Consider the following 23917-nt stretch of genomic DNA (forward strand, 5'->3'; position numbering starts at 1 on the left):
TTAAACAGGGACTACCGATGATCGGCTTTTTTTATTTCTAATGATAGAATTAGACTAGCGAAGAAGAACCGGGAATTCCGCAATCCGCAGCCTTGCGCAGCCATAAGGAACCAGTTCAATTTCTTCGAGCGGTTCCTTGCTGGCAACCGGACTAACCGGGGGCGTTCCCGCTGAGTTCATCTCCATCGTCCACTGAGGAATTCTGCGTGCGTTTACCCTCATGCGCAGCGGGGGATTGTCTGCGGCAAACGGCTGCCTCCGGACTTCCTCCTCCAACACCCTTCCCTTATCGGCAAGCGTCAACTCGTTAAGCTCCACGCCATAGTTCCACGGAGATTGCGGATACAGCTCCCAGTCATGATAAGGCGGGTAAGTGCGGTGCTTCTGCCACTGCTCCTTGACTGGAATAGCCAGCATAAGGGGGCCATATTGAACCCCGGCAGCTCCGTTCGCGCGCGGAATAAGTGTCGCGTGCCTAGGCAGAGTAAGCAGAAGCTCGTCTTCCGGCATCCATATACGTTCAATAGAAACAAAACCATTCACGGGCTGCAGCGGATAAGGCTCGCCATTAATCTGCAGTACGGGCTCCTCGCACCATGCAGGAATTCTCAGCTTCATGGCGAAAGCCGCCGAAGACTCCAGCCCGACCTTTATGTTGACCGTATCCCTGAACGGGTATGAGGTCTCTACTTGGATCTCTGCTTTTGTTTTCTTGTCTGACCCTAATGCAGCTGTTACTAGGCAAGGTGCGTAGGAGATTGCCGCTATTCCGCCGCCTTCCGAAGCCATCCATAATCTCGCCGCAAGCTTTGGCCAGCCTTGATGCATGTTGGCCGTACAGCAGCCGAAATGCGGCTCGACCCCGAACAGATTGGCTTCATTGTTGTTTTCCGTCCAATTGCGCTTGGCATGCGTACACATAATCTGATTCGCCTGCTGATCATACTGGTGAACCTTCCAGTCCGGACTTATCGCTGCGGGCAGCGCATTATAGGCGATCTTCTCCAGAATGTCCCCGAAAAAGCCGTCCCCGGTTATACGTATAAGATTCTCCAGAGAGTACATATACTCGACAACCGAGCACAGCTCTGTCCCCTGGCTTGGATGAGTGCCGGCAAGCCATTCATCGCCGGAGAACATCCCGTTCACCTGGCCATGACAAGCCATAACGCTGTTAATGGCTTTATATACAACCGCTTTATCCGTCTCATCGCCGGTCAGCAAATACTGTAGGGCCGGCTGCTTGAAGGACATAGCCACATTCACCACATGGACCCGGTGATCAAAGGAGGTTTGACGGTACCAATACGGATATTGCTCATACAGCCCTTTCCAGTCCTCGGTTTGTACGATCAGCAGCTGCGCCAACTCCATTAAGAACGGATCACCGGTACGGTTGTACAGCCAATACACGCTAATCAGATTATCCCCGCCCCTTGCCTTCGCCCAATCGGCAAGCGGACGTTCCGGCAGCTGCTTCAGCTGGTATCTAAAGTAATTGGTCATAAAAGGGATAACCCGTTCGTCGCCGGTATACTCCGCATGCTGGATGAGCACCTTCAGCATGACCATCCGGCTCCACCAGTCGTCATTCGAAGCAGGCCCGAATTGCCCATCCTCCCTGGCACTCTCCAGCGTCCAATCGATCCAGGGCTTCACCTTATTGATCAGTCTCTCATCCTCTAAAAGATACGCGAGAGGCAATAGCCCGTCCAAATAATAAGGTCCGCGTTCCCAGCTCTCCCCCGTTCCGCCAAGCCAGCCGCTGCTTGGACCAACATGGCTCCAGAACTCGTCCAGATGCCCGGTCATTCCCTCCGCTTGAATCTCCAGCTGATCCTTCAGCCAGCCTGCGGGCCGGATAGCGCCAAGCGGAAGCTCTTCAAAAGAAACAGCCTTCAGCGGTTTCAACACGTTGTTCACCTTGAATCCCCCTAGGTCGTGATCTTTATCGCTTCGTCATTCCGCTCAGCTTTACCTCTGCAAAATCACGACATATGCCTTTATATTTTATATCTAATTAGATATAAGAGACTGCAGGATACGTTTGCTATACTACTTTATGAAAACGCTTACTAAAGCGTTGATCATAATAGGATGAGGAGATGAATGAGGTTGAAAAAATGGAAAACCCTGCTCGTCGGAGCGGCCGCAGCCGTTATGCTTATGCCGCTTCACGTGAGCGCGTACAGCAATCCGATTACGATTTCAGACTCCTGGCATTGGGCGAACAACGATTTCTATGGCGAAGGCGACCCGTATATTTTGAAATTTAACGGCACCTATTATCTTTACGTCAGTACCGTTGACGATCAGAGCGGCGTTAAAGTATGGTCCTCTACTAATCTCGTCGACTGGAGCTATCGCGGCTTGTGTACGACGGAAGCGATTACCAAGGCGGCGTATGCGCCTGAAGTCGTCTACTGGAACGGCATGTTCTATATGTACACCTCCCCTGGGGGAGGCGGTCATTACGTGCTGCAGAGTACGAGTCCAACAGGCCCGTTTACGGTTGCAACAGGCAATCTGGGCATGGGAATTGACGGCAACGTCTTTATTGACGATGACGGCAAATGGTATTTCTACTCGACCGGCTCCAATACGATTAACGCACGGCCGATGACAAGCCCTACGGCCTTTGGTGCCGCAGTCGGCACCGGCTTATCGATGGCAGGCTGGACGGAAGGCTCCACAACCTTCAAGCGCAACGGCAAATATTATATGACCTATACCGGCAATCATGTGTGGAGCACCGGGTACCGGGTCAATTACGCAACCAGCGCAAGCCCAACGACCGGCTTCGCGCCGGCGGATAGCCAGAATCCGGTTCTGATCGACACGGAAGGCTCGAATGTCGGACTTGGCCATAACAGCGTGATCAAAGGTCCTGACCTGGATTCGGATTTTATGGTCTACCACAGTCATGCATCGAATGGCAATCTGACCTACCCGGGCCGCAAAATGAATCTGGACCGCATCGCCTGGAACGGAGATAAGATGCTGGTCCTTGGTCCAACAACGGCTTCCCAGCAAAATCCCGAGCTGGCGGATTTCGAGGACCGTTTTAACCGCACCTCTATCGGAACCGGCTGGACAACTATCGGGGGCGGCACATGGGGGATCTACAATCAAGAGCTGATGTGGCAGGATACGATTGGGAACACCAATACTTACCGCCAAGTTACCAGCGCGGGCACTGCCGGCGATTATACGGCGGAGTTCAACACCAAGCAGATGAAGCAGGGTACCAGCAGCAATCCGGTATACGGAACCGTCTTCTCCTACACCGATGAGAGCAATTACGGAACAGCCGTCTTGAACCGCAGCCTGAACCGGCTGGAAACGAACTTTGTGGTTGGCGGCGTCAGCCAGGGCTGGCAATATTCCGCGCTGCCTTCCGGCTACGACTATACCAAGTGGCATCAGATCCGCGTTGAGAAAGCCGGTACCAGCTTCACCGTGTTTGTGGACGGCATGAAAAAACAAACCCGGACCGTCAGCGGCATCGGCGGCGGCAAAATCGGCTATACCACAACGGATGCCCATGCGGACTTTGGTTATACGGCCTTTAGCAATAAAGTGAACGGCAGCAGCGCATGGAATGCGTACAAGCCTCTTCCGGGCAAAATCGAAGCCGTTCATTATATGAACGGCGCTGAAGGAACGGCTTATCACGATCTGACGGCCGACAATATCGGCGGTGCTTACCGCAGCGGATCGGTCGATATTCGCAGCTCGGCAGCCGAAGGCAAAAATGTCGTGGGCTGGAATCAGACCGGAGAATGGCTGAAATACCGCGTGAATGTGGCGGAGACCGGCTATTATGATCTGGATGTGCGTCTTGCGACTACGTTTACCGATGCAAGCTACCGCGTATGGGACGGCGCGACCGACCTGACCGGCGTCGTTGGCGTGCCAAGCTCCGGCGACTGGGAAACGTGGATAACTTCAAGCAAAAAAGGGCTGTATCTGACAGCCGGTTATCATGAGCTGCGCTTTGAGTTCGTCAAAGGCGAATTCGATTTCTCGGGCATGACGTTCTCCCGCGGGGATGCGGTGACCAGCCTGTCGGATGACTTTAATGACGGCAATGATAACGGCTGGACAAGATTTGAAGGCAACTGGTCCGTCAATTCGGGCGAGCTGGACTCTGCTGGCGGAGGCGTATTCGGCAAAACAACGATCGGCAATGAGCGTTGGGCGGATTATACGGTTGAATCGGATATCAAGCTCGTCGACACGACCGGGGACGCCGGCGTCTTGGTAAGAGTGAATAATCCGTCAAACGGTACCGTGCTGGTTAACAACCCCGATTACATTCAAGGCTATTATGCTTTTATCAAACCGGATGGCGTCTACCTGGGCAAGATGAATTACAACTATGCGGGCGTCGCCTCCTCCCCTGTATCACTGGCAGCGGGGGCTTGGCATCATATGAAGGTTGTCGCTTCGGGAACGACGATTAAGGTCTACGTAAACGATATGACAACTCCGAAAATCACCTATACCGATAACAGCGGCAATCCGTTTACTCACGGGAAGGTAGGCCTGCGCACGATGAATAACCACACGCGGTTCGATAATTTCAAAGTTAACCCGTAATGCAAAGGAGGCAGACCATCATAGGTCTGCCTCCTCCTTATTTATGAGGGCAAAATCAGCTGAGTCGGTATAACAAACCTGCCTTGAAGCTGCTCACCGCGAGCGATATGGCCCATCAGCAGCGAGACGGCCTTGGCGCCGATTGCGGTTTCGTTTTGGCGGATATAAGCTACCTCCGGAATCCCGGTATCGTCAAACGCAACCAATTGTTTATCTGCCGCCCGGTTTATCCTTTTCAAAGCATGATAAGCCAATCGGGCAAGCTCCACATCCGTAGCAACAAGGCCGGAGAAGCTGCCATGATGCATAAGCATCCATTGATTGATAAGCTCAGCCCCATCCTTCCTTGAGACGTTAAATCTCTCATAAGGAACGGTATATCGTAAAACGGATGATGGCTTCAGCCCGCAATCAGTCACTGCGCTTTCGAAGCCTGCAAGCCTGTCGGCCATTACGCTATGCTCTACGGGGGGTGTCAGCAGGGCAAGACGATCATGTCCCTTTCTGAAAAGATACGATACGGCTTTTCGCGCACCCGCCTTATTATCCGAGCAGACGCTGACGACAGGCATATCGTTGTAATAACGGTCGATCAAGACTACCGGACATTCGAGCTCCTCCGCCCTTATAACCGTCTGGCGTTCATGCTGAGCTCCTATGGAGAAGAGGATTAAACCGCCGATGCCAAGCGCGCCAAGATCTTCAAGCGATTGCAGCTCTTTAGCGGTGCTGCCCCTGGATACGCGGATCACCAGCGTATAGCCATAGCTGTTAACCGCATTTTCGATAGCATCCAAAAGGCGCTGTTCCACCTTCGTACGCATGGAAGGAATGATCATCCCGATAAGCTTGCTGGACGAATGGCGGTTTGCCGGGAGCTCCGGCCCCCCTCTGCTTCCTTCATCAGCCGAGAAAAACAGTTTGTACGGCGCTTGTCCGGCAACAAACGTGCCTTTCCCCTTGGAGCGAACGACAATTCCCTCCTCCGCGAGACCGGCCAAGGCATTTTTGGTGGTCATCAGACTGACGTGAAACTGCGCGGCCAAATCCGTCTCGGACGGTATCCGGTCACCCGGACGCAGATTACCAAGCGAGATTTGGGTTTTGATAGCTTCCTGAATTTGTTTATATAATGGAATATCCTTCAAGGGCGATCACCACTTTTACTATACTGTGCCAGCCCCCCGCAAAACAACAAAAATCCCCTTCCGGACTTCCGGAAAGGGATTTTTTCGCTTATTCATTTTTTCTTCAGCAGATCTTCGATTGCTTTGCGCGTGTCGGCGCTGAACTCCTTGAAAAATTTGATCAGCTCCGCATTGCACAATCCCGCGTTATACAGCATTTGAATCGTAATAAACTCCGGCATTCCTTTATCGTTGACCGAAGTAATAATTCCCGCTTTCATCGCTGCCGAAGTCGAAGTCTTCGTCCAGCTCGGCGGCGTTTGGTTACCCGAAATGTTAACATGAGTCTCAAGCGCGGCAATCCGCTGCTGAAGCTCCTCCATTTGTTGTTTTTCCGCTTCTGTCATTGGTTTATCCTCCTCCGGCGCATAGGCTCTAAGCAAATCGTCTTCCGTCCCCGCATATTCATTCAGATCGACATTACCGCTAATGCCGGACACCTTCCGGGTCCCGCTAGGCAAGGTACCGCCCGAGCTTCCGTCGCTGTATTGCCAGAACGTCCATTTGGTCCAAGCCTTGGCATCATCCGGCGGCGTTGTAGCGTTGTATCTGGCAATCCACAACGAATAGTTGCTCAGCGAGATATCAAAATGATTCGCAAAGGCGTTGCCGGTATAAAAAATCGGCTTTACGCCAAATAACCGCTCCGTCTCTTCCAGAAAAGCTTTCGCTACCGCGCTCATGCCGGCATCGCTAAGGTTGCCCGAATTCGTCTCGTAATCCATTACGGGAGGTAATAGCAGGCTGCTGGCTTGCGAAGCCGTTTGATGAAAATACTGCGCTTCCCGTTTCGCCGCAGCCGAGGAGGTTGCCCTCAGAAAATGATAAGCCCCTACCAGAAGTCCGGCCGCTGCCGCTCCGTTGGCATTTTGCAGAAAGGTTGGATCCTTATAGTTCTCCCCTTCGGTTGCTTTGACAAAAGCAAACGTTATGCCGTCGCCCGCTACTTTCGACCAATCAATCGTTCCCTGGTAATGGGATACGTCAATGCCTTGGGCATTTCCTTTAGTTCTTCCTTGCACGACATCCCCTCCTTCGGGTCATTCATGTATCTTCTTTCTATTAGTAGATTCATGCGCTGGTAGATGGGACACGGCATTTTGGCACAAAGAAGACCGCCCTGCGGGAGGGCGGTCTTCTTGGAATTCATTTTCAATTCGAGCATTACGGCGCAGCCGTCAGAGTGAAAGCTTCCCAGCCGCTGACGCTGTCGCGGTTGGCAATCAGCATGCCAAGGTTCAAATCCGCGCTGACATATTTATTGTTGGCGACCGACTTGAACGATACCGTGCCGTCGGCATTGGTTGATTTGGTGAATTTCTCCCAAGCCGCAATACCTTGCGCCTGCGCGATCAGCCTGCCGTTGTTGTTAAGATCGGCACTGACATATTTATTGTTGGCAAGCGACAGGAACGATACCGTGCCGTCCGCGTTCGTCACCACGATAAATTTCTCCCATGTGCCAACGGAAGTGCGGTTGGCTACTAGCGGCGAAGCGCCGGTATTTTCTGCCGTAACGTACAGATTGTTGGCTTTCGCCTGCAGGCTGGAAGGCGCATTCAGCTTCGCGTAAGCTTTGAACATATTTATAAGGGTCGTATTTGGCGTAAAGTTGTTGGTTGTGAATTTGGCAAGCTTCGATTGCATCGTTGCAATGCTGTCGCTGCTTACGTTCGGGAACGGGTTCGTATTGTTCTGGTACAAGCCCCAATTGCCGCCGCTCGTTACTTTAAAAGACCAGTTCGTCCAGGATACGTCAAGCGCATCCAGGCCGGACAGCCATTTCTCCCATAAGTCGTTATGCGTAAACAACGTGAACTCGCCGGAGTAGACCGGCACATTCCAGTTATTCTGATGCCAGATAATATCCGAGAACCACTGGTTGATGCTGTTGTTCTGGCTATTCCAGTCCGTATCGTTCCAGTCATAGCTATGCACCTCGTACACCACGTTCGTCCAGCCGTATGTCGATGGAGCCACGATATTGTTCCAGTAGCCGAAAGCTTCCACGTAAATCATATGATCCGGGTCAATCGCGCGGACGGCTTTGTACAGACGGTCATACATTTGGCTGATCGACAAGCTTCCGTTATTGCTAACCGGTTCATTCAGCAGATCGTAGCCGGCAATCGTCGGGTTGTCTTTGTAGTGAGTGGCAATCCGCTGCCACAGCTGCACAACCCAGTTCTGGTACGTGGTATTGCTCCACAGCTCGTTGGCGCCTTCGCGGCCGCCGCTTTGCCAGCCGTTCATATTGCCCGGTACCCCGTGCAGATCAAGCAGCACATACAGACCGCGGGATTGCGCGTTAGATACCAGCCAGTCCAGATTGCCGAACGATACGGCATCCGACTTCATCGTACCGTCGCGGTTCATCATGTTCTCCCAATAAATCGGCACCCGGATAAAGTTAAGACCCATGTTTTTAATCGTGTCCAGGTCGCTTGCCTGAATCCATAAATCCTGATAGCTGTCCTTCAAGGAATCGACTGCGGAAGATCCAAAGCGGTTAATCAGCGTTCCCCGGACCGTCCACTCGTCGGTGCCGCCAAGCGGGGACATCCAGTTTTCTTCCATCATCCAGCCGCCAAGGTTCGTGCCATGGAGACTGACGACGCTGCCATTGCCGTTGTTGTTCTTAATCTGTTTTCCGTTTGTCTTCAGAAAATCGCTTGCTCCGATAGCCGCATCCGCATGTTGTACCTTGATGGAGCCCATCATCCCCACCGCAAGACAAGCCGTCACGGCCAAGGTCAGTACTTTTTTCAGTTTCATTAACAAGCCTCCTTAAAAGAATTGTCGCCTCAGTGGCCTATCCGGCCAATTGTGATGCTTCTTACTTCATAAGCACCTTTCCTAATTATGAAATCGATTACAAACAATAATATAACGACCTGTCCGGCAAAAAGCATTGGCTATTTTTTAGATTCAATTGTACGATTTTCAGGGTTTGAACAATTAACGCGATTAATTCCGGCACAAAGAAGCCGCCCTGCTTGAGGGCGGCTATCTAAGATTCCTAGAACCAATCTCCGTAACCCAGCTTCCGCAAATTGTTCGCGGAAGTCTCCAGGCAATGAAAAGGATCTTTACCGTATACGTCATCCTGCTCGACCAGGAAATATTTCGCGCCGCTGGCAGCTCCCGCGTTCATAATGCCGCTGATGTCGAGGCTGCCTTCTCCAACCTCGGCGAACTGCACGATATTATTGAAAGCGTTCATTATGCCCTGCATATCCATCCCTTTTGAAAAATCGTAATTCAAAGCGCCAATGCGGTAATCCTTCAGATGAATCAATGCAATCCGGCCCTCGTATTTCTGGATAAAGGTAACCGGATTTTCCCCGCCGCGCTGCACCCAGTGAACATCCATTTCAAAGCCCAAATGCTTGGTATGATTCTTAATGATGTCAAGCAAATACTCGCCGTCAAACTTTTGGAACTCGGCATGGTGATTGTGGTAATAAAGAGAAATGCCGTGAGGAAGCAAACGCTCTGCGTAACTGTCCGCTTGCCGGACGAACTCAAGCACGGCTTCTTTATCGCCCATGGAGGTGAAGGGCAGCATCGGAATGCGCAGATAACCGCAACCGAGCGTCTTGCAGTCGGCAACGATCTTCTCGAAATGAGTCGATAGAAATTCCCCCGGCATGCCGGGCACCATAGGATCAACCGCTGCGCTTAAAGAAGCGATTTCGATATCAAAGTCCAAGCTTGCTCTGCGAAGCTCCGTTACGTTTTCTTCCGTCATGGGTATTTGCGATACTTCAACGCTCCGATAACCGAGCTCCCTTACTTTACGCAGCGTTTCATATACGCCAAGCTCTTCCGCTTTGCCCTTTAACATCATCATTTGAACGCCGATTTTACCTTTATTCATGGTAGTCTCCTCCTCCAATACGCGTTTTTTATGCGTTAACCGGATATTTATTTTCTGCTTCAATGCGTTTATTCAGCTCGGCAAGGAAGAGCTCTTCATCGAACGGAACCTCTATTTCCTTGCCCAACCAGCTCGACAGATGAATCGCGTTGGCAAGTCGAACACCGTGGATACCGTCGCTGCCCGGCGCGATAAGAGGCGTACCGTCGATAATATTCGCGGCGAAGTTCTCCATAACGGAAATATGCTGGATGCCGAAGGCATCGTTGAACTCGAGTACTTCCTCCGTATAGATGTCATTGCCCGAGTGACCCATAAAAATCTTCATCACATCCTGCATGCTCATCGAGCTGCTCATCTCGGATTCCGGTCGGGCAAGACGCTTGATGGTCAGCTTGCGGCTGCCGTCTACAACGATTTTTCCTTTATCCCCCAGAATCTCAAAGCGGTCCGTGCCAAGAACATCATGCGTGCAGGTGACAAATACGCCAGTGGCGCCGTTCTCGTACTCGAACATGGCCGTTACTTCATCCTCAACAACGATATTGCGCTGATAGCCGTATTTCACATTGGAATACACTTTGGTTGGCATCCCGCAAATCCATTGCATGAGATCCAGCTGATGAGGCGCCTGGTTCACGAGCACGCCGCCGCCTTCCCCGCCCCAAGTGGCTCTCCACTCGCTTTGATCATAATAGCCCTGAGGTCTCCACCAGGTTGTAATCATCCAGTTCGTCCGGCGAATCGCTCCAATCTCCCCATCCTCTATCATCTTCTTCAGCGTTTGATAAAGCCTGTTGGTGCGCTGATTAAAGAAGATGCCAAAAGTCAGCTCCGGCTTCGTCGCCGCAAATTCATTCAGCTCGCGTACCTGCTTCGTATAGACGCCTGCCGGCTTCTCAACCAAGGCGTGCACGCCTCTTTTCAGCGCTTCAATTCCCATCTCGGGATGAAGGTAATGCGGGACGCAGGTCACAATGGCATCCACTTCTCCGCTTTCCATCATCTGGATATAATCCTCATAGAAAGGGATCTCCGGGTACTTCTCCGCTGCCAGGGTTCTCTTGAGCGGATCAATATCGCAAACGGCGCCAAGAACCATATTGTTCACTTTACCATCCGTGAGGAGGCCTGCGTACATGCCGCCCTCCGCGCCTAAACCGATAATGCCAAGACGTACTTTTTCCATCTCTCAAATCTCTCCTTTAGTTGTAATAGTTTAGTCAGTCCGGGAACTAGCCCTTAACAGCTCCGATTGTAATTCCCTTGACGAAATACTTCTGGAAGAACGGATAAGCGATAAGGATTGGAATAATACCGATAACCGCCATCGCCAATCTCATGGATAAAAGCGGGATATGCGTGCCCATCGCGATCGAATCCTGGCTGGTCTGGAGGAACTGAACATCCAGCAAAATCCGGTTAAGCAGGTTCTGCAGACTAAACAGCTTTGGATCGGTAATATAGATCAGACCGTTAAACCAGTCATTCCAATACGCAATCGTCTGGAACAATCCTACTGTCGCAAGCACGGGCGTGGATAACGGAATGATAATGCTGCGAAAGATGCGGAATTCCTTGGCCCCGTCCATATAAGCCGATTCGATAATGGCAGGCGGAATCGATGTGGCGAAGAATGTCCGCATCAAGATGACGTAAAAGGCATTCATAAGCAATCCGGGAACAAGCAGAGCCAGCATGCTGTTCTTCACATCGAACATATTGGTGTAGACCAGATAAGTAGGCACAAGCCCTCCGTTAAACAGCATCGTAAAAAAGACGTAAAAGGCGAGCGGTCCCCGGAATGGCAGCTCTCTTCGGGAAAGCGGATAAGACAGCAAGGCGATAATGGATAGCCCCGCCACCGTTCCAACCACCGTTACAAAGATCGTTATTCCGTAAGCACGGACAATGTCTGCTGCGTCGCTCCACAAATAATCATAGGCGGAGAAGCTAAGCATCTTGGGAATGACGGCATAGCCGCTGCGGATAATTTCGTTGTCGTCCGACAAGGAGCCGGACAAGAGCAGCACGAACGGAAATAACGTTAGAACCGATAAAATCATCATGAATCCGTGCAGAAAGCCTTGATACCATTTGCCTCCGTCGTTCATATCGGAGCCCACCTTCCTAGAACAACGCATTGTCCTTGTTGAATTTCTTCACGACCGCGTTGGAGAGAATGACGAGAGTAAAGCCTACAAGCGACTGGTACATCCCCGCAGCCGACGACATGCCAATATCGCCAAGATTGATCAGCGCGCGATAAACGTACGTATCGATCGTTTGGGTAACCGGCATCAGAATGCCCGTATTTAGCGGAACCTGATAGAACAATCCAAAATCGGAGTAAAAGATTCGTCCAATTGAAAGCAAGGTTAATATCGTAATCACCGGCGTAATGAGCGGAACCGTAATGCTGAAAATTTGACGCAAGCGGCTTGCGCCGTCAATTTTTGCCGCCTCGTAATACTCCTGATCAATGCCGATGATGGCCGCCAAATAGATGATGCAGGAGTAACCGATCGACTTCCACACATGCACGATGGTCAGAATATACGGCCAATACTTTGCCTCGCTGTACCAGGAAATTTCCGACAATCCGAGCCAAGGCAGCAAAGTCTTATTCATAAACCCGTTGCTGTTGTCCAAAAAGGCAAACACGAGATAGCCGACAATAACCATGGAGATGAGATGCGGCAGTAGGATGATGCTTTGATAAGTCCGGGAGACGTAACGATTTTTGATCTCGTTGAGAACGATCGCGAGTCCAATCGCAAGAACCGTGCCGAGAATGATGAATACAACATTGTACAGAAGCGTATTGCGGGTAATGAGAAAAGCATCCCGGGTCTTGAATAAATATTCGAAGTTCTTGAAGCCGACCCAATCGCTAGCGATAATGCCTTTGGCGAAATTGATATCTTTAAAGGCAATAGCCATGCCGAGCATCGGAAAATAATTGTTGATCAGCAGGTAGATCACGCCGGGAAGCGTCATAAGCAGCAGTGCCCGGTATCTCTTCACGATCTTCATCTTTGCCTTGAATGGTTCGCTCATCCGGCTCACATCCTTTAAGGCCCCGTCCCTCGTGCGGGGCCGTATTCGACTACTGCTGGGCAGCCCATGCATCAAGCTGCTTCTGCTTTTCCGCAACAATTTTGTCAATACCCGCAGCCTTCAGCTGTTTAATGAACTCCGGCAGGTTTTTCTTCGGATCAATGGTGCCGGTCTCCAGAGAGACTTTGAACTGGTTGGTTACATTGGTAACGGCGGCCAGCTCTGTCTTGACCGGTTCCGCGTTAAACGAGAATCCGAGGGCTTTCGATTTTCTCGCCGCTTTATTGAAATCGGACATCGTTGTCCAGAGCTGCGGGTCATTCCCGGACCAAACGTACTGCAGGAACTGGTTGCCGAACAAATAACCCGTAAACAAGCCGTAACCCGTGTTTGTCGCGTCGACGCCGGCCGGATAGTTGATTGTGCCGTCCGCCTGCTTCACGTAATGCTTGCCTTCTATCCCCCATGCCAATAGATTGGACAGTTCTTTGTCCGTATACAAAAGGTTAATGAACATCATCGCTCTGTCCGGATTGTCCGAGTTGTTCGCTATGCTGAGCAGGAACCGGGTAATTTTGCCCGTTGTCGCCGCAGCCGGCAGCAATTCGATCGATTCTAGCGTCTGACCGGAGTTTCTGGATTCCTGCTCCGCGAAGCCCGGCTTCATATGGGATAAATAAGAGGCTGTTTTCCCCGCCTTCATCACTTGCGTGCCGGTTTCCGTGCTGGTTGCGATATCCTTGGGAATAAAGCCTGCTAAATACCATCTTCTCACGGTGTCGAGCAGCTTGGCGTATTCAGGCGTTTCGTACCAGTCAACAACCTTCAGGTTATTGTCGAAGTTCGGCAGCACGCCAAATCCGTCGCCCAGGTTATCCATATAACCATTGGAAATCGTATCGATAATGGACAGTGAGTATTTATAGGTTGGAAACATCGTTGCCTCATTGTCCTTAAGCTTTTGAAATACAGGATCAAGATCGTCTATCGTCTTAACGGCGGATAAGTCAATGCCGTATTTGTCTACCAGATCCTTGCGGATGGTAAAACCGTAATTCTCCGCCAAATCCTTAATATCCGGCATGCCGTAAATATGACCGTCTATGCGGGCAGCCTCCAGAATTTGCGGACTTTGATCATCCAGTGCGGCTTTTGCCTCTTGGCCGTATCGTTCAATCAAGTCTTCCATTGGCAGCAGCTGCCCTTTGGAAGCCTGCTGGTTATAAGTGCCGATACCGCTAAAGATGACATCGACCTTTTCATTGCCGGACAACATGAGTGTCGTTTGCTGCGCCCAAGCGCCAAAAGATATGGGAACGAACTTGACCGTGGCATTAATCTTCTCTTTTGTAATTTTGTTGACTGCTTCCTCGACCAGGCCCATATCCTTCGCATCTGCGGTTGTCGGGAACACAAAGGTCAATGCATACGGCTTTAATCCTGTTTCAGCGGCACCCGAGGACGCTGAGCTTGAGCCCTGTGCCGGGCTATTCTCCTTATTGCCTCCAGAGGAGCATCCCGCCAGAACCACGCTTGCGCTTATGCTGACTGCCAACACCGATTTGGTCCATTTCCATACCCTCTTCATACTTAAGGCCCCCTCATATCTCCTTTAACCGAACGTTCACGATTAATCGCCGGCTATGTCCCTATTATTAAGGAAATCGCGTTTTCCGGGCTACCAATAATCGGCTATCGCTCTATTGGATTCCGATACAGTCCCGTATTTCTGCGATAGTCAACCGGAGTGCTTCCGACCTTTTTCTTGAATATGGCGGAAAAATAAGCAAAGTTCGAGAAGCCTACGGCAAGCGCAACGCTGCTGACCGTCATATCGGACTTGGCAAGGAGCTCCTTGGCGATCCGCATCTTCTCCTCGACGATATAATCGGACACGGATAATCCTGCGGCTTTCTTGAAGAGCTTAGCGACATAGCCGGGACTCAGCCCGACATGGTCGGCGATATACTGGCGGGACAGGCCTTGGTCAATATGCAGGGTGATGTAGCGTTTGATTTTGTCGATCAGAAGTTGCTGCTCATCCTCATCGATAACCATGCCGAGAGCTTCCTCTACAAGCTCTTTCGCCCAGGCCTCCACATCTTCGAGAGAACTCGTTGCCTTCCGTGCCCTCTCTGGCGATAAGAGAGGCAGGAAACGGCCCTCGGCCGGAAGACCTTGCTGCTGCGTGGTGAACAGAAACATCTGCATAAAGGATTGATAGAACTGCTCAAGTCTCTTCACATCAAGCCCTTCAACGCTTCGCCAGCTCTCCACCAGCCGCGCGATATCATCCTGCAGCCCGGATTTGTCCCCTTGCTTCAGCATCTCCGACCAGACGTTCATAGGAGGACCCGGCAAGTCCAATTGGCACTCCTGCTGTTCCTTGAACGGCAATACCCGCATCCAACGGGAAACGTTATTCCAATGGTTATCGGCCAGCTTCTCATAGAGGCCCAGTATTTCCGGGACGCTGACAAACCGCCCGGGATAACAGGACAGCTTGCAATAGAAATACTTTGCGCTTTCATGAATGAACAGCTGAAGCTTGGAGCCTAGTTCCGTTATTTCCGTTCCCCTTATCGGGCACTCGGATAGCAAGAGCAGCAGCGTGCCTCTCTTCACATGCAGGATCATTCCGCTTCTATCCGTAAGAACAATCTCCTCGGCAGCTTTTCGAATCGCGTATTCCAGCCTGTTTTCGTCCAGCGGCGACAGCTTCTTCTCCCATTGATGAATGCCGATCAATACGGGCATCATTCTCGTATTCTCCGAGTAAGGAAGCTGCCTCTTGTGGATTAATGGGTAGAGGTTGCTTGGCGATGAGGAGATTCGCTGCTGCAGCAGCTCTTGCCAGAATTGCTCGGCATATAGCGGCTTTTCTTTATCGATTTTCTTGGCAGCGCCCGCGACAACCGATCTTAACTCCTCCGATTGAACGGGCTTCAGCAGATAATCGAGACTGCCAAGCTGAATCGCTTTTTTCGTATATTCGAATTCGGAGTGGCAGGTTAAGTAAATAAACGCGATGGGCAGCTCCTTCTCGCGGACCCAAGCAAGCAAATCGATCCCTGTGCCTTGCGGCATCTCAATATCGCAGATGACGATATCGATCTGCCGGCTTTCTATGATTTCCTTCGCTTGCCGGATATTATGAGCCAAGCATATTTCAAAGATCCCCAAATCCTCCCAGTTTACGCTAGCTTGAATTTTTCTGGCAATATACACTTCGTCATCCACAATGAGCAGCGATAACATAAGTCCCTCCTTATTCCGCCCTGACCGGCAATTGAATACGAATATCCGCTCCCGGTGAATTGCTGATAGCCATTGACGCCTGTCCAGAATAAAGCAGCGACAGCCTTTGCTTCGCATTCCAAATGCCGATGCGTTCACCGGCCTCGGTCAGCAGACTTTCACCCTCTTCAAATTTACGAATGACCTCCTCTGGGAAACCGCTGCCGTCATCATAAACGCGGACAAGCATTGGATCATCGTCTGCATCCGTTAAACGCCTGATCGTAACGAAAATCGTAACTGGCTGATCCAGCGTCACTGCATGCTTAATTGCGTTCTCGACGAATGTCTGTACAAGCAGCGGAGGGATCCGCGCATCTAAGAGCTCTTCCGTAACGGCAATTTCATACTTCATTTGTTCCGGGAAACGAAAGGCCTGAATGCGCAAATAATTGCGAACATGCTCAATCTCATCCCTAACGCTGACAAAATCCGAATGTCCTCGGAACATAAAGCGGAAATAGCGAATTAGCGATAGAGACAGCTCTTTGATTACTTCGCTTTTGTTATCCTCTGCAAGATAGTAGAACGTGTTCAGAGAGTTCAAATAGAAATGGGGATTGATTTGAAGCTGCAAATGCTTGAGCTCAGCCCTTTTGGAAAGAAGTTGCTCTTCGTAAATATCGATTTTGAGTCTCTCGATCTGGGAGGCCATACTGTTAAAGCTTTCGTTCATGAGCTCGAACTCCAATGACGTGGAGCCAACCTCCATCCGGGTATCCAGCTTCCCCTCCCTCATCCGGCGCATGGCGACCATCAGCCTGTATACGGGAATCAGAACGATTCTTCGGAGGAATAACCAAGCCCCGAGCAGAATCCCCCCCGTCCCTAGTGCAATGAGAACAATAATACGCTTCTTATAAGGCAGCTTTTCGATAATGCTGCGGTCACTCAAGATGGCGGCTAGAGCAAAATCGCCTCTCCCCGATTGCTCCCGGATGACCATAAACCGCTGAACGTCTCCCGTCATGCGATAATCTTCCCGCAATGCTAGGACGTTGATATGACGGTCGTTGATCCAATCCGCTCCCTCAATCGGCTGCTCGTCGCGGTCAAGCATAACGGCTTGGCCCGAGGCTCCGAGGTCCAGTTCATCAAGCGCGCTCATAACACGGTCATAGTTAACCAAGGCCCCAATATATACATTTCCGGATTTGAACAAGCGAATAAAATAACTCTTTCCTCCCAGCTCAAGACTCGACCACTTCCAATACCGGAAGGTCGGATTCCTATGCTGGTTCTCTACGGCATGGTTAAGCTGCTGCCGAATCGTATCCAAATCCCTGCTTTCAGCAGCTTGATTCTTGGGGGCAAGCACCAACTCGCGGTTGGCGGGTGAATACAAGAAGTAATAATCGAGTGACACAGAGCCCGTAACCGAATAGAGCTGTTGATATAATCGGTATTTGGCCAGATTGTACAAATCGGGATCATCCGTTTCAGACCGGTCCAAATACAAGAGTCCTGTCTCTTCCGTGGCGAAACGGAACAGGTAATCGTCAATACCTTCCAGTTCCTTGTCGATTAGCCCCATGTACAGATGAAGCATGTTCTTGTTGGACTGCGAGACCTGATTGCGAACAAGCTGAATAGAATACAAATTGTTATAAATCAACAGAAATAAGATAGGGGTCACGACAATCAGCAGTCCAATGATGATTTTGAAACGAATGGAATGGAAATCCGACCTTCTCCACAGCCTCATCATTAGTCCCCCTCCTGGAAAGAAAGCCCGGACTTCAAAAGTCTCGGGCTAAGTCGATTACGTTATTCTCTTGCTATTCGCCAGATCGGTTGCAAGCTCGCTTGTCCGTTTCTTATTGAGCGGATAGACAAAAGCGAGCAGCAGAGCAACAACCAAGAACACGATAGCGGGAACAAGCGTGCCGAGCAGGTACAAGCCGTTCAGCGTATCTTCCGTCTGCGTCTTTATCGCGGAGTTGTACCCGATAGCCGTAATCGCGATACCGCCTAAACCGCCAGCAAACGCTTGACCAACTTTGCGGGCGAAGGAGTATACGGAATAGACGGTTCCGTCCTCCCGCATCCCGGTAACGTATTCATGATAATCAATTACGTCCGTTACAAAAGCCCAGATGACCAGATTAAAGAAGGCAGACCCAAATGCGCCTAACGCGGAAATGCCTATGAATACCCCAACGTCAAGACCAGGGATGAAATAAAGAATCAAGTTCACGGCAGCCGCGAACAACATGCCGGCAGCCGCTACTTCTTTTTTGCCGAATCTGGCAATCAGCGGCTTGGAGAGCGGTATGGCGGCCAATATGGCAACGACTTGAACCAGACCAACAATGCTTAGTACGGATGCGTTTCCAAAATAATTTTTGTAAAGATACACATTTACCGCACCGGTCAGCATCGTTAACATCATAAAGACGAGAGATATGACCAGAATCGAGATAAGCGGCTTATTTTTAGTCAGTCCCTTAAACGAGCGCCATACGTTCATTTTGTTCAATTGCGACTCGGAACGGTCGATCCGCTCCGTCGACATCCGGTAACAAGCCATGTAGCAGCTGAGCGACAACAGCCCGAATAAAATAGCTCCCAGCATGAACCTGCCTGCATTCGCTTCGTTGTCGACGAACAAAATTTGAGGACCTACGACATTAATGATGACGCTTGCAAATAATCCGCCCATCGTGCGGTAGGTCGACAGCTGGGTACGTTCAACCGGATCGCTCGTAATGACCGAAGCCATGGAGCCGTACGGGATGTTGACCGTGCTGTAGAACGTTCCCCAAATCAAATACGTAACAAAGGCATAAGCCAAGTAAAAGCCTTCGGACATGTTCGGAATCCGGACGAACATGAGCACCCCGGAGATAATGAGCGGAAACGACATCCGGAATATCCATGGCTTAAACTTGCCTTGCGGACTCCGTTTACGCGAATCTATGAAGCGTCCCCACGCGACATCGGCCACCGCATCCCACAGACGCGCAATCAGAAACAAAACTCCTACAATGCCTGCGCTGATATGAAAAACATCCGTATAATAGACCATCAGGAACGAGCTTACCAGAATAAAGAAAAAGTCGTTCCCGAAATCGCCGAACAAATAACCTATTTTATCTCGCAATCCAAATTTTCTTATCTCTATTTCGCTAATCATTTGCCGAGTATTTTCAAGCGGTGCAGTCTGGCTCATTGCTGCTTGCCCCCTCTATGAAAGCTAAGATCTCAGGTTCTGCTGATTTTCGTCAATTCTTTGTTGATGCGGTACATCACTTTTTCCGTGAAAACATCGGAAGCCATGCCTGCTATCAATTCCATCGACATGCCCTCAGCCATCCCATACATGGGGTTGTCCACGAAATTAGCGCCCAGATATTTCTCCGCGACTAATCTCGCTTCCGGATGATTCATCATTTCCCTAATCGTGCAGCGGGTAGAGAACACATCGTCCGTAATGATCAGCTCTTCCATCTCGATATCTTCCTCTTCGGGAAGCTGGAACCAGTTGCTTACGATTCCGCCTTTGTCTTCCGGCGCTTCATAGCTTGGATTCGGTTCGTTGGTCCGGTTAAACCATGCCTTGTCCTCTACGGGCATGCCGTTAGCATTGGAGATAACGCGTACCGTATTCAAGCCTTCTTGAAGCGGCAAATGATCGAAAATAAAGATCCGATTATCAGATGATAACGTCTGCTGCTGAACGCCGTTTACGTAAAGCGATACTTCATCGCAGTTGGAGTATGCTTTTATCGAAATCGATTCGTTTGGGCGGTCAATATAACGCTTGCCGGCAATATGAACGAATTTCTCATCCGACCAGTTCGCTTTGTACATATAGAAGGCGTCTTTCTTAATTTGACGGTCATACGTCACAAGGCCTTTATTGTTGCGCCCCTTCACGCCGCCTTCGTCGCGGATGTTGGCTCCAAAGTCGAACATATTCCAAACATAGGTTGACCAAAGGAACGGACGTGCATGGAAAATGCTCCATACCTTCTCATGGAATAAAGCATGGTATTCCTCCGAGTAATCCTTCACCTGCGGGTCGTCGTTATGGTATTCAACGATGCCCTCCGCCCCGTATTCCGATATGCCGAGCTTGACAGTCGGATTCGTTTGGCGGAACCCGTCGATCCAGACTGCGAAGTCTTCAACCTTGCCTTGGTACCAGCCGTAATATTTGTTGTACCCCACAACGTCGGTGACGCGGTTATAATCGTCGTTATCCGGAACGAACATGACGTTGGCCATCGTCGTTAATCTCGTCGGATCTTCTTTCTTGGTCAATTCGTTCAGCTCGCCTACCAGCCTTCTAAGCTCGGGACGTTCGCCGCTGATCTGGATTTCATTCTGGATGCCCCAGAAGCAAATCGACGGATGGTTGAAGTTTTGCCGGATCAGTTCAATCATCTGCTGCTTCGCGTTGATGCCTTCCAGCTCATTCTTGGACATTACGGAGATAAAAGGAATCTCGGCCCAGAGGACCATCCCTTCTTGATCGCATAAATCATAGAAGTATGGATCATGCTGGTAATGCGCCAGACGAATCGTGTTCGCTCCAACCTCCTTAATAAGCGCCATATCCTCCTCATGCTCTCGCTTGGAAATAGCCCAGCCCATATCTTTACGGTCCTGATGCCTGGATACCCCGCGCAGAGGATGCGATTCGCCGTTCAGGAAGAAGCCTTGTTCCGCGTCTACTTCGAAATAACGAATTCCCACGGGAATGGAAAGCGAATCCAATGTATCGTTAAAGGAATTAATAGAGACTCGAGCTTCGTATAAATACGGATTGCTGCGGCCATTCCATAATGTCGGCTGACAAACGGTCAGCGGCATATCCACCTCAAGCGCTTCTCCCGCTGCCAGCACGACTTCCTTAGCCGTATAAGCTTCGGTACGTCCGTCTGCATCAACCAGGTCTGCCCAAAGTCTTACTTTCTTTTGCGAATCAAGCGAGTTTACCATTCTTGTCCGAATCGTAAGGACCGCTTGTTCCCGGCTAACTTGTTCTTGGATCACATATACGCCCTGCGAACCATAATCCATCATGTCAATATGAACGGGATTCACGATCACGAGGTTGACATCCCGGTAAATGCCTCCGAAGAAGGTGAAATCGGCCATCTGCGGGTAGACATCGTCAACAACCGTATTGTCCACCTTAACAGACACCATATTCGCTTCCCCGAAGCATACATGCTCCGTAATATCAAACCGGAAAGTCGAATAACCCCCGCGATGCTGACCCAAGTAAGTACCGTTGATATACACATCCGTGATACTGTTCGAGCCCTTGAACTCGATAAACACGCGGTTGCCTGAAGCGGAACGGTCTATCGAAAATTCTCTTTTATACCAGCAAGCGCCCTTATAAAAATCAAACCCGTTTGCGCCGTCGATTGCGTTCCAAGTATGGGGAACCTCCACCGGTTCCCATCCGTTTGCATCCGTTGCGCGGGCTGCAGCGTCCGGTATCTGCTGCTTCGTAAATAGCCAATTTCCGTTGAGACTTATATATTTTCTCATCCTTCTTGCTCCCTTCCCGTCATCCGCCCATGCATGATAGCGATTACATTTGTGATTGTAAGCGATTTCTTCCAATAATGATCGCACAATCATGTTTGATTTCGCACAATATTGATGTAGGATAAAATTATTACAAAGATACAGAAGGAAGTGATTCAAGCGATGTTGGAAATGGAACCTCAGCACTTAATCAAAGTTAATAAAATTGCCACGATTGTTCATCAAGTAACCAAGCTGGACGTTCGGGTTATCGACCGGAATGGCCATACCATGCTGGAGTGGGTGTCGCACCAGCTTCCTGCGTGTATGACGGATTTATCCGCTGAGTACGGAACGATCCTTGCTTGTTTGGATAAAAATCCGCCAGGCAGCTACTTTTATTACGTAAATACATGCGGTCTCGAATTTATTGCGGCAGCGGCAACGGAAAGCGCCGATTTAAAGACAAGCTATGTACTGCTCGGACCTTTTCTGTCCAGTAATCCGGATAGCGACTTTATTAGCGGCATCATCTACCTGAACCGTCTGCCTATCGGAGAACGCAAGGTTCTTCAGGAATTTTATCGATCCTTAAGGATGATCAGCAGCAACGAAGGAACCTCCTTAGGCGACCTGCTTGTCCAATTGTGCGCGCATGAACCCGTTGATGCCCGCCTCATTACAACGGACATTCAAACTCTTCCGCCAGTGGACAAGGAACAGCAGCGATCCGACATCGCGGATAATTACAATATTATCGATATCAGGTACCGGTATGAGAAAACCGTGATGAACGCTATAACGAAGGGAGATACTACAGCGGTAAAAAAAATGGTGAAAGAAGCCGCGGGGATATTTGAATTACCCGACCGGTTTCCGGAAAGCCCGATCCGATCGGCCAAAAATTTGCTGATTGTCAGTAATACGATTTGCAGAATTGCAGCGGAGCGAGGCGGCATGAAGCCGATGCAGCTCCATACGATTTCGGAGAGGTTTGCGATTATGATTGAACGGGCGTCCAACCTGCCGCATATCAAAAAAATCGGCGAAAGGATAATGATCGAATATTGCGAAGCGGTGAAGGAGGACTCCACCAAACAATACAGCATATCCATTAGGAAAGCTGTAGACTACATTTCACTGCATCTGGACCAGCCATTGACGCTATCCGGTCTTGCCGAGACGGTAGAAGTAAGCGCCTCTCATCTATCAAGACAGTTCAAACTGGAAACCGGAATGGGATTTACGGATTATGTCAATTGGAAACGGATTGAGGAGTCCAAGCTTTATTTGCAAAGCGGTACTCTTCCCATAACAGATATTGCTTTCCTTGTCGGATTTAATGATTTGAATTATTTTGGCCGAGTGTTTAAGAAATATACCGACAGGACTCCCTCGCAATACGTTCATTCCTTATTTAAATAAAGATCAAGTAATCAAATCAATAAGCTTCTGTGCGGCTTTACTCAAATAGTGCTGCTTCAGCCAAATAATCGCCGAGCTTGAAGTAACGTCCGGCCCGTCGATTGGCACAACCCGGATACGGTGATTCTGATATCGGTTCACCGAGGTGCGCGGCAGAATCGAAGCGCCAAAGCCAGAAGCAATAAGCTCCACGAGCATGCCGATATCCGAGCATTCTCCTATAATCGCAGGCGAAAGTCCACGCGAGTGGAATTGATCGAGAATCAGATGATAAAGCCCTAACCCTTCGGTACTCGGGAGAACAAGCGGGTGCTTGGCAATACATTCGTACGTAACCTTGTCAAATTCCCCGTCTCCTGCTCCCGTCACGAAAAACAAAGGCTCGGCGCCAAGAATGACGTGATCAAATTCCACCAGGCTGATCGGAAGCCGGACGATCGCCAGATCCAAGGCTTTGTCTTTGATCAATCTCGTCAGCGTATTGGTCTCATTCTGCTGAATCTTGAACGTGACCTTCGGATACAACTGGCGGAAGGCGCTAAGCACGACCGGAAGCCGTTCATCCGACAACGTATTGATTCCGATCGACAGCTTCCCCCGAAGTCCAAGACCCGATTCCTTCACTTCTTCCTTCGCTTCCTCCAGCAGCCTTGTAATGGTAAGCGCATGCTCATATAACGTTTTGCCAGGCGCCGTCAGCTCCAGATGGCGGCCGCTGCGGATAAATAACGACACGCCAAGCTCCTCCTCCATCAGCTTCAGCTGCTGGCTGAGCGGAGGCTGCGACATATGCAGGCGCTGCGCCGCCGATGTTACCTGAAGCTCTTCCGCAAGGGCTATGAAATAACGCATTTGTTTAATATCCATTGTTTTTTATTCCCATCCGTACGTCTGCTATATGATTTCCATATGCTTTCGCAATTTATTTAATATTTTTAATATAGTTATGCTCATGATACCATATACGAAGCATTCGGGA

General features: G+C 50.2%; 16 protein-coding genes. 2 read left to right on the plus strand and 14 right to left on the minus strand.

Going from position 1 to position 23917, the window contains the following annotated elements; all coding sequences use genetic code 11:
- Window positions 1-54: 54 nt before the first annotated feature.
- On the minus strand, window positions 55-1923 hold the full coding sequence (locus tag PJDR2_RS20505; protein WP_015845637.1) for a beta-L-arabinofuranosidase domain-containing protein: 1869 nt from the start codon (window positions 1921-1923) through the stop codon (window positions 55-57).
- A 186-nt stretch (window positions 1924-2109) separates the two neighbouring features.
- On the opposite strand from PJDR2_RS20505, the gene PJDR2_RS20510 reads away from it, so the two are divergent.
- Window positions 2110-4602, plus strand: a complete 2493-nt coding sequence (locus PJDR2_RS20510; RefSeq protein ID WP_015845638.1) for a family 43 glycosylhydrolase — start codon at window positions 2110-2112, stop codon at window positions 4600-4602.
- Between the two features lie 41 nt (window positions 4603-4643).
- On the opposite strand, the gene PJDR2_RS20515 is transcribed toward PJDR2_RS20510, so the two are convergent.
- The 12 genes from PJDR2_RS20515 to PJDR2_RS20570 form a co-directional block, all read right to left on the minus strand.
- Window positions 4644-5750, minus strand: coding sequence for a GntR family transcriptional regulator (locus PJDR2_RS20515; protein ID WP_015845639.1), 1107 nt, complete (start codon window positions 5748-5750; stop codon window positions 4644-4646).
- 92 nt (window positions 5751-5842) lie between these two features.
- Window positions 5843-6811, minus strand: a complete 969-nt coding sequence (locus PJDR2_RS20520; RefSeq protein WP_015845640.1) for a glycoside hydrolase family 25 protein — start codon at window positions 6809-6811, stop codon at window positions 5843-5845.
- A 142-nt stretch (window positions 6812-6953) separates the two neighbouring features.
- A complete protein-coding gene (locus PJDR2_RS20525; RefSeq protein WP_015845641.1) occupies window positions 6954-8564 on the minus strand; it encodes a cellulase family glycosylhydrolase in 1611 nt (536 codons plus the stop codon).
- A 244-nt stretch (window positions 8565-8808) separates the two neighbouring features.
- A complete protein-coding gene (locus tag PJDR2_RS20530; RefSeq protein ID WP_015845642.1) occupies window positions 8809-9669 on the minus strand; it encodes a sugar phosphate isomerase/epimerase family protein in 861 nt (286 codons plus the stop codon).
- A gap of 28 nt (window positions 9670-9697) precedes the next feature.
- A complete protein-coding gene (locus PJDR2_RS20535) occupies window positions 9698-10858 on the minus strand; it encodes a Gfo/Idh/MocA family protein (RefSeq protein WP_015845643.1) in 1161 nt (386 codons plus the stop codon).
- 46 nt (window positions 10859-10904) lie between these two features.
- The gene (locus tag PJDR2_RS20540) at window positions 10905-11783 is read right to left on the minus strand and encodes a carbohydrate ABC transporter permease (RefSeq protein WP_015845644.1); all 879 of its coding nucleotides are present in this window, start codon (window positions 11781-11783) and stop codon (window positions 10905-10907) included.
- Between the two features lie 16 nt (window positions 11784-11799).
- Entirely contained in the window at window positions 11800-12729 is a 930-nt protein-coding gene (locus PJDR2_RS20545; RefSeq protein WP_015845645.1) for an ABC transporter permease, read from the minus strand.
- 49 nt (window positions 12730-12778) lie between these two features.
- Window positions 12779-14317: an ABC transporter substrate-binding protein gene (locus tag PJDR2_RS20550; protein ID WP_015845646.1), complete on the minus strand. Its 1539-nt coding sequence runs from the start codon at window positions 14315-14317 to the stop codon at window positions 12779-12781.
- A gap of 104 nt (window positions 14318-14421) precedes the next feature.
- A complete protein-coding gene (locus tag PJDR2_RS20555; protein WP_015845647.1) occupies window positions 14422-15987 on the minus strand; it encodes a response regulator transcription factor in 1566 nt (521 codons plus the stop codon).
- A 10-nt stretch (window positions 15988-15997) separates the two neighbouring features.
- Window positions 15998-17734 (minus strand): sensor histidine kinase, encoded by a 1737-nt coding sequence (locus tag PJDR2_RS20560; protein WP_015845648.1) that lies wholly within the window; start codon window positions 17732-17734, stop codon window positions 15998-16000.
- A 54-nt stretch (window positions 17735-17788) separates the two neighbouring features.
- A complete protein-coding gene (locus PJDR2_RS20565) occupies window positions 17789-19198 on the minus strand; it encodes an MFS transporter (protein ID WP_015845649.1) in 1410 nt (469 codons plus the stop codon).
- A 32-nt stretch (window positions 19199-19230) separates the two neighbouring features.
- The gene (locus tag PJDR2_RS20570; RefSeq protein ID WP_015845650.1) at window positions 19231-21534 is read right to left on the minus strand and encodes a glycoside hydrolase family 2 protein; all 2304 of its coding nucleotides are present in this window, start codon (window positions 21532-21534) and stop codon (window positions 19231-19233) included.
- A gap of 162 nt (window positions 21535-21696) precedes the next feature.
- Between PJDR2_RS20570 and PJDR2_RS20575 the strand changes: the two genes are divergently transcribed.
- The gene (locus PJDR2_RS20575) at window positions 21697-22938 is read left to right on the plus strand and encodes a helix-turn-helix transcriptional regulator (RefSeq protein WP_015845651.1); all 1242 of its coding nucleotides are present in this window, start codon (window positions 21697-21699) and stop codon (window positions 22936-22938) included.
- Window positions 22939-22941: 3 nt separating this feature from the next.
- Here PJDR2_RS20575 and PJDR2_RS20580 read toward each other — a convergent pair whose 3' ends face one another.
- Window positions 22942-23805 carry a LysR family transcriptional regulator gene (locus PJDR2_RS20580; RefSeq protein ID WP_015845652.1) on the minus strand — a complete coding sequence of 288 codons (864 nt, stop codon included), beginning with the start codon at window positions 23803-23805 and terminating at the stop codon, window positions 22942-22944.
- Window positions 23806-23917: the final 112 nt, after the last annotated feature.

Origin of the sequence: Paenibacillus sp. JDR-2 (genome assembly GCF_000023585.1) — a bacterium.
Lineage (GTDB): Bacteria > Bacillota > Bacilli > Paenibacillales > Paenibacillaceae > Pristimantibacillus.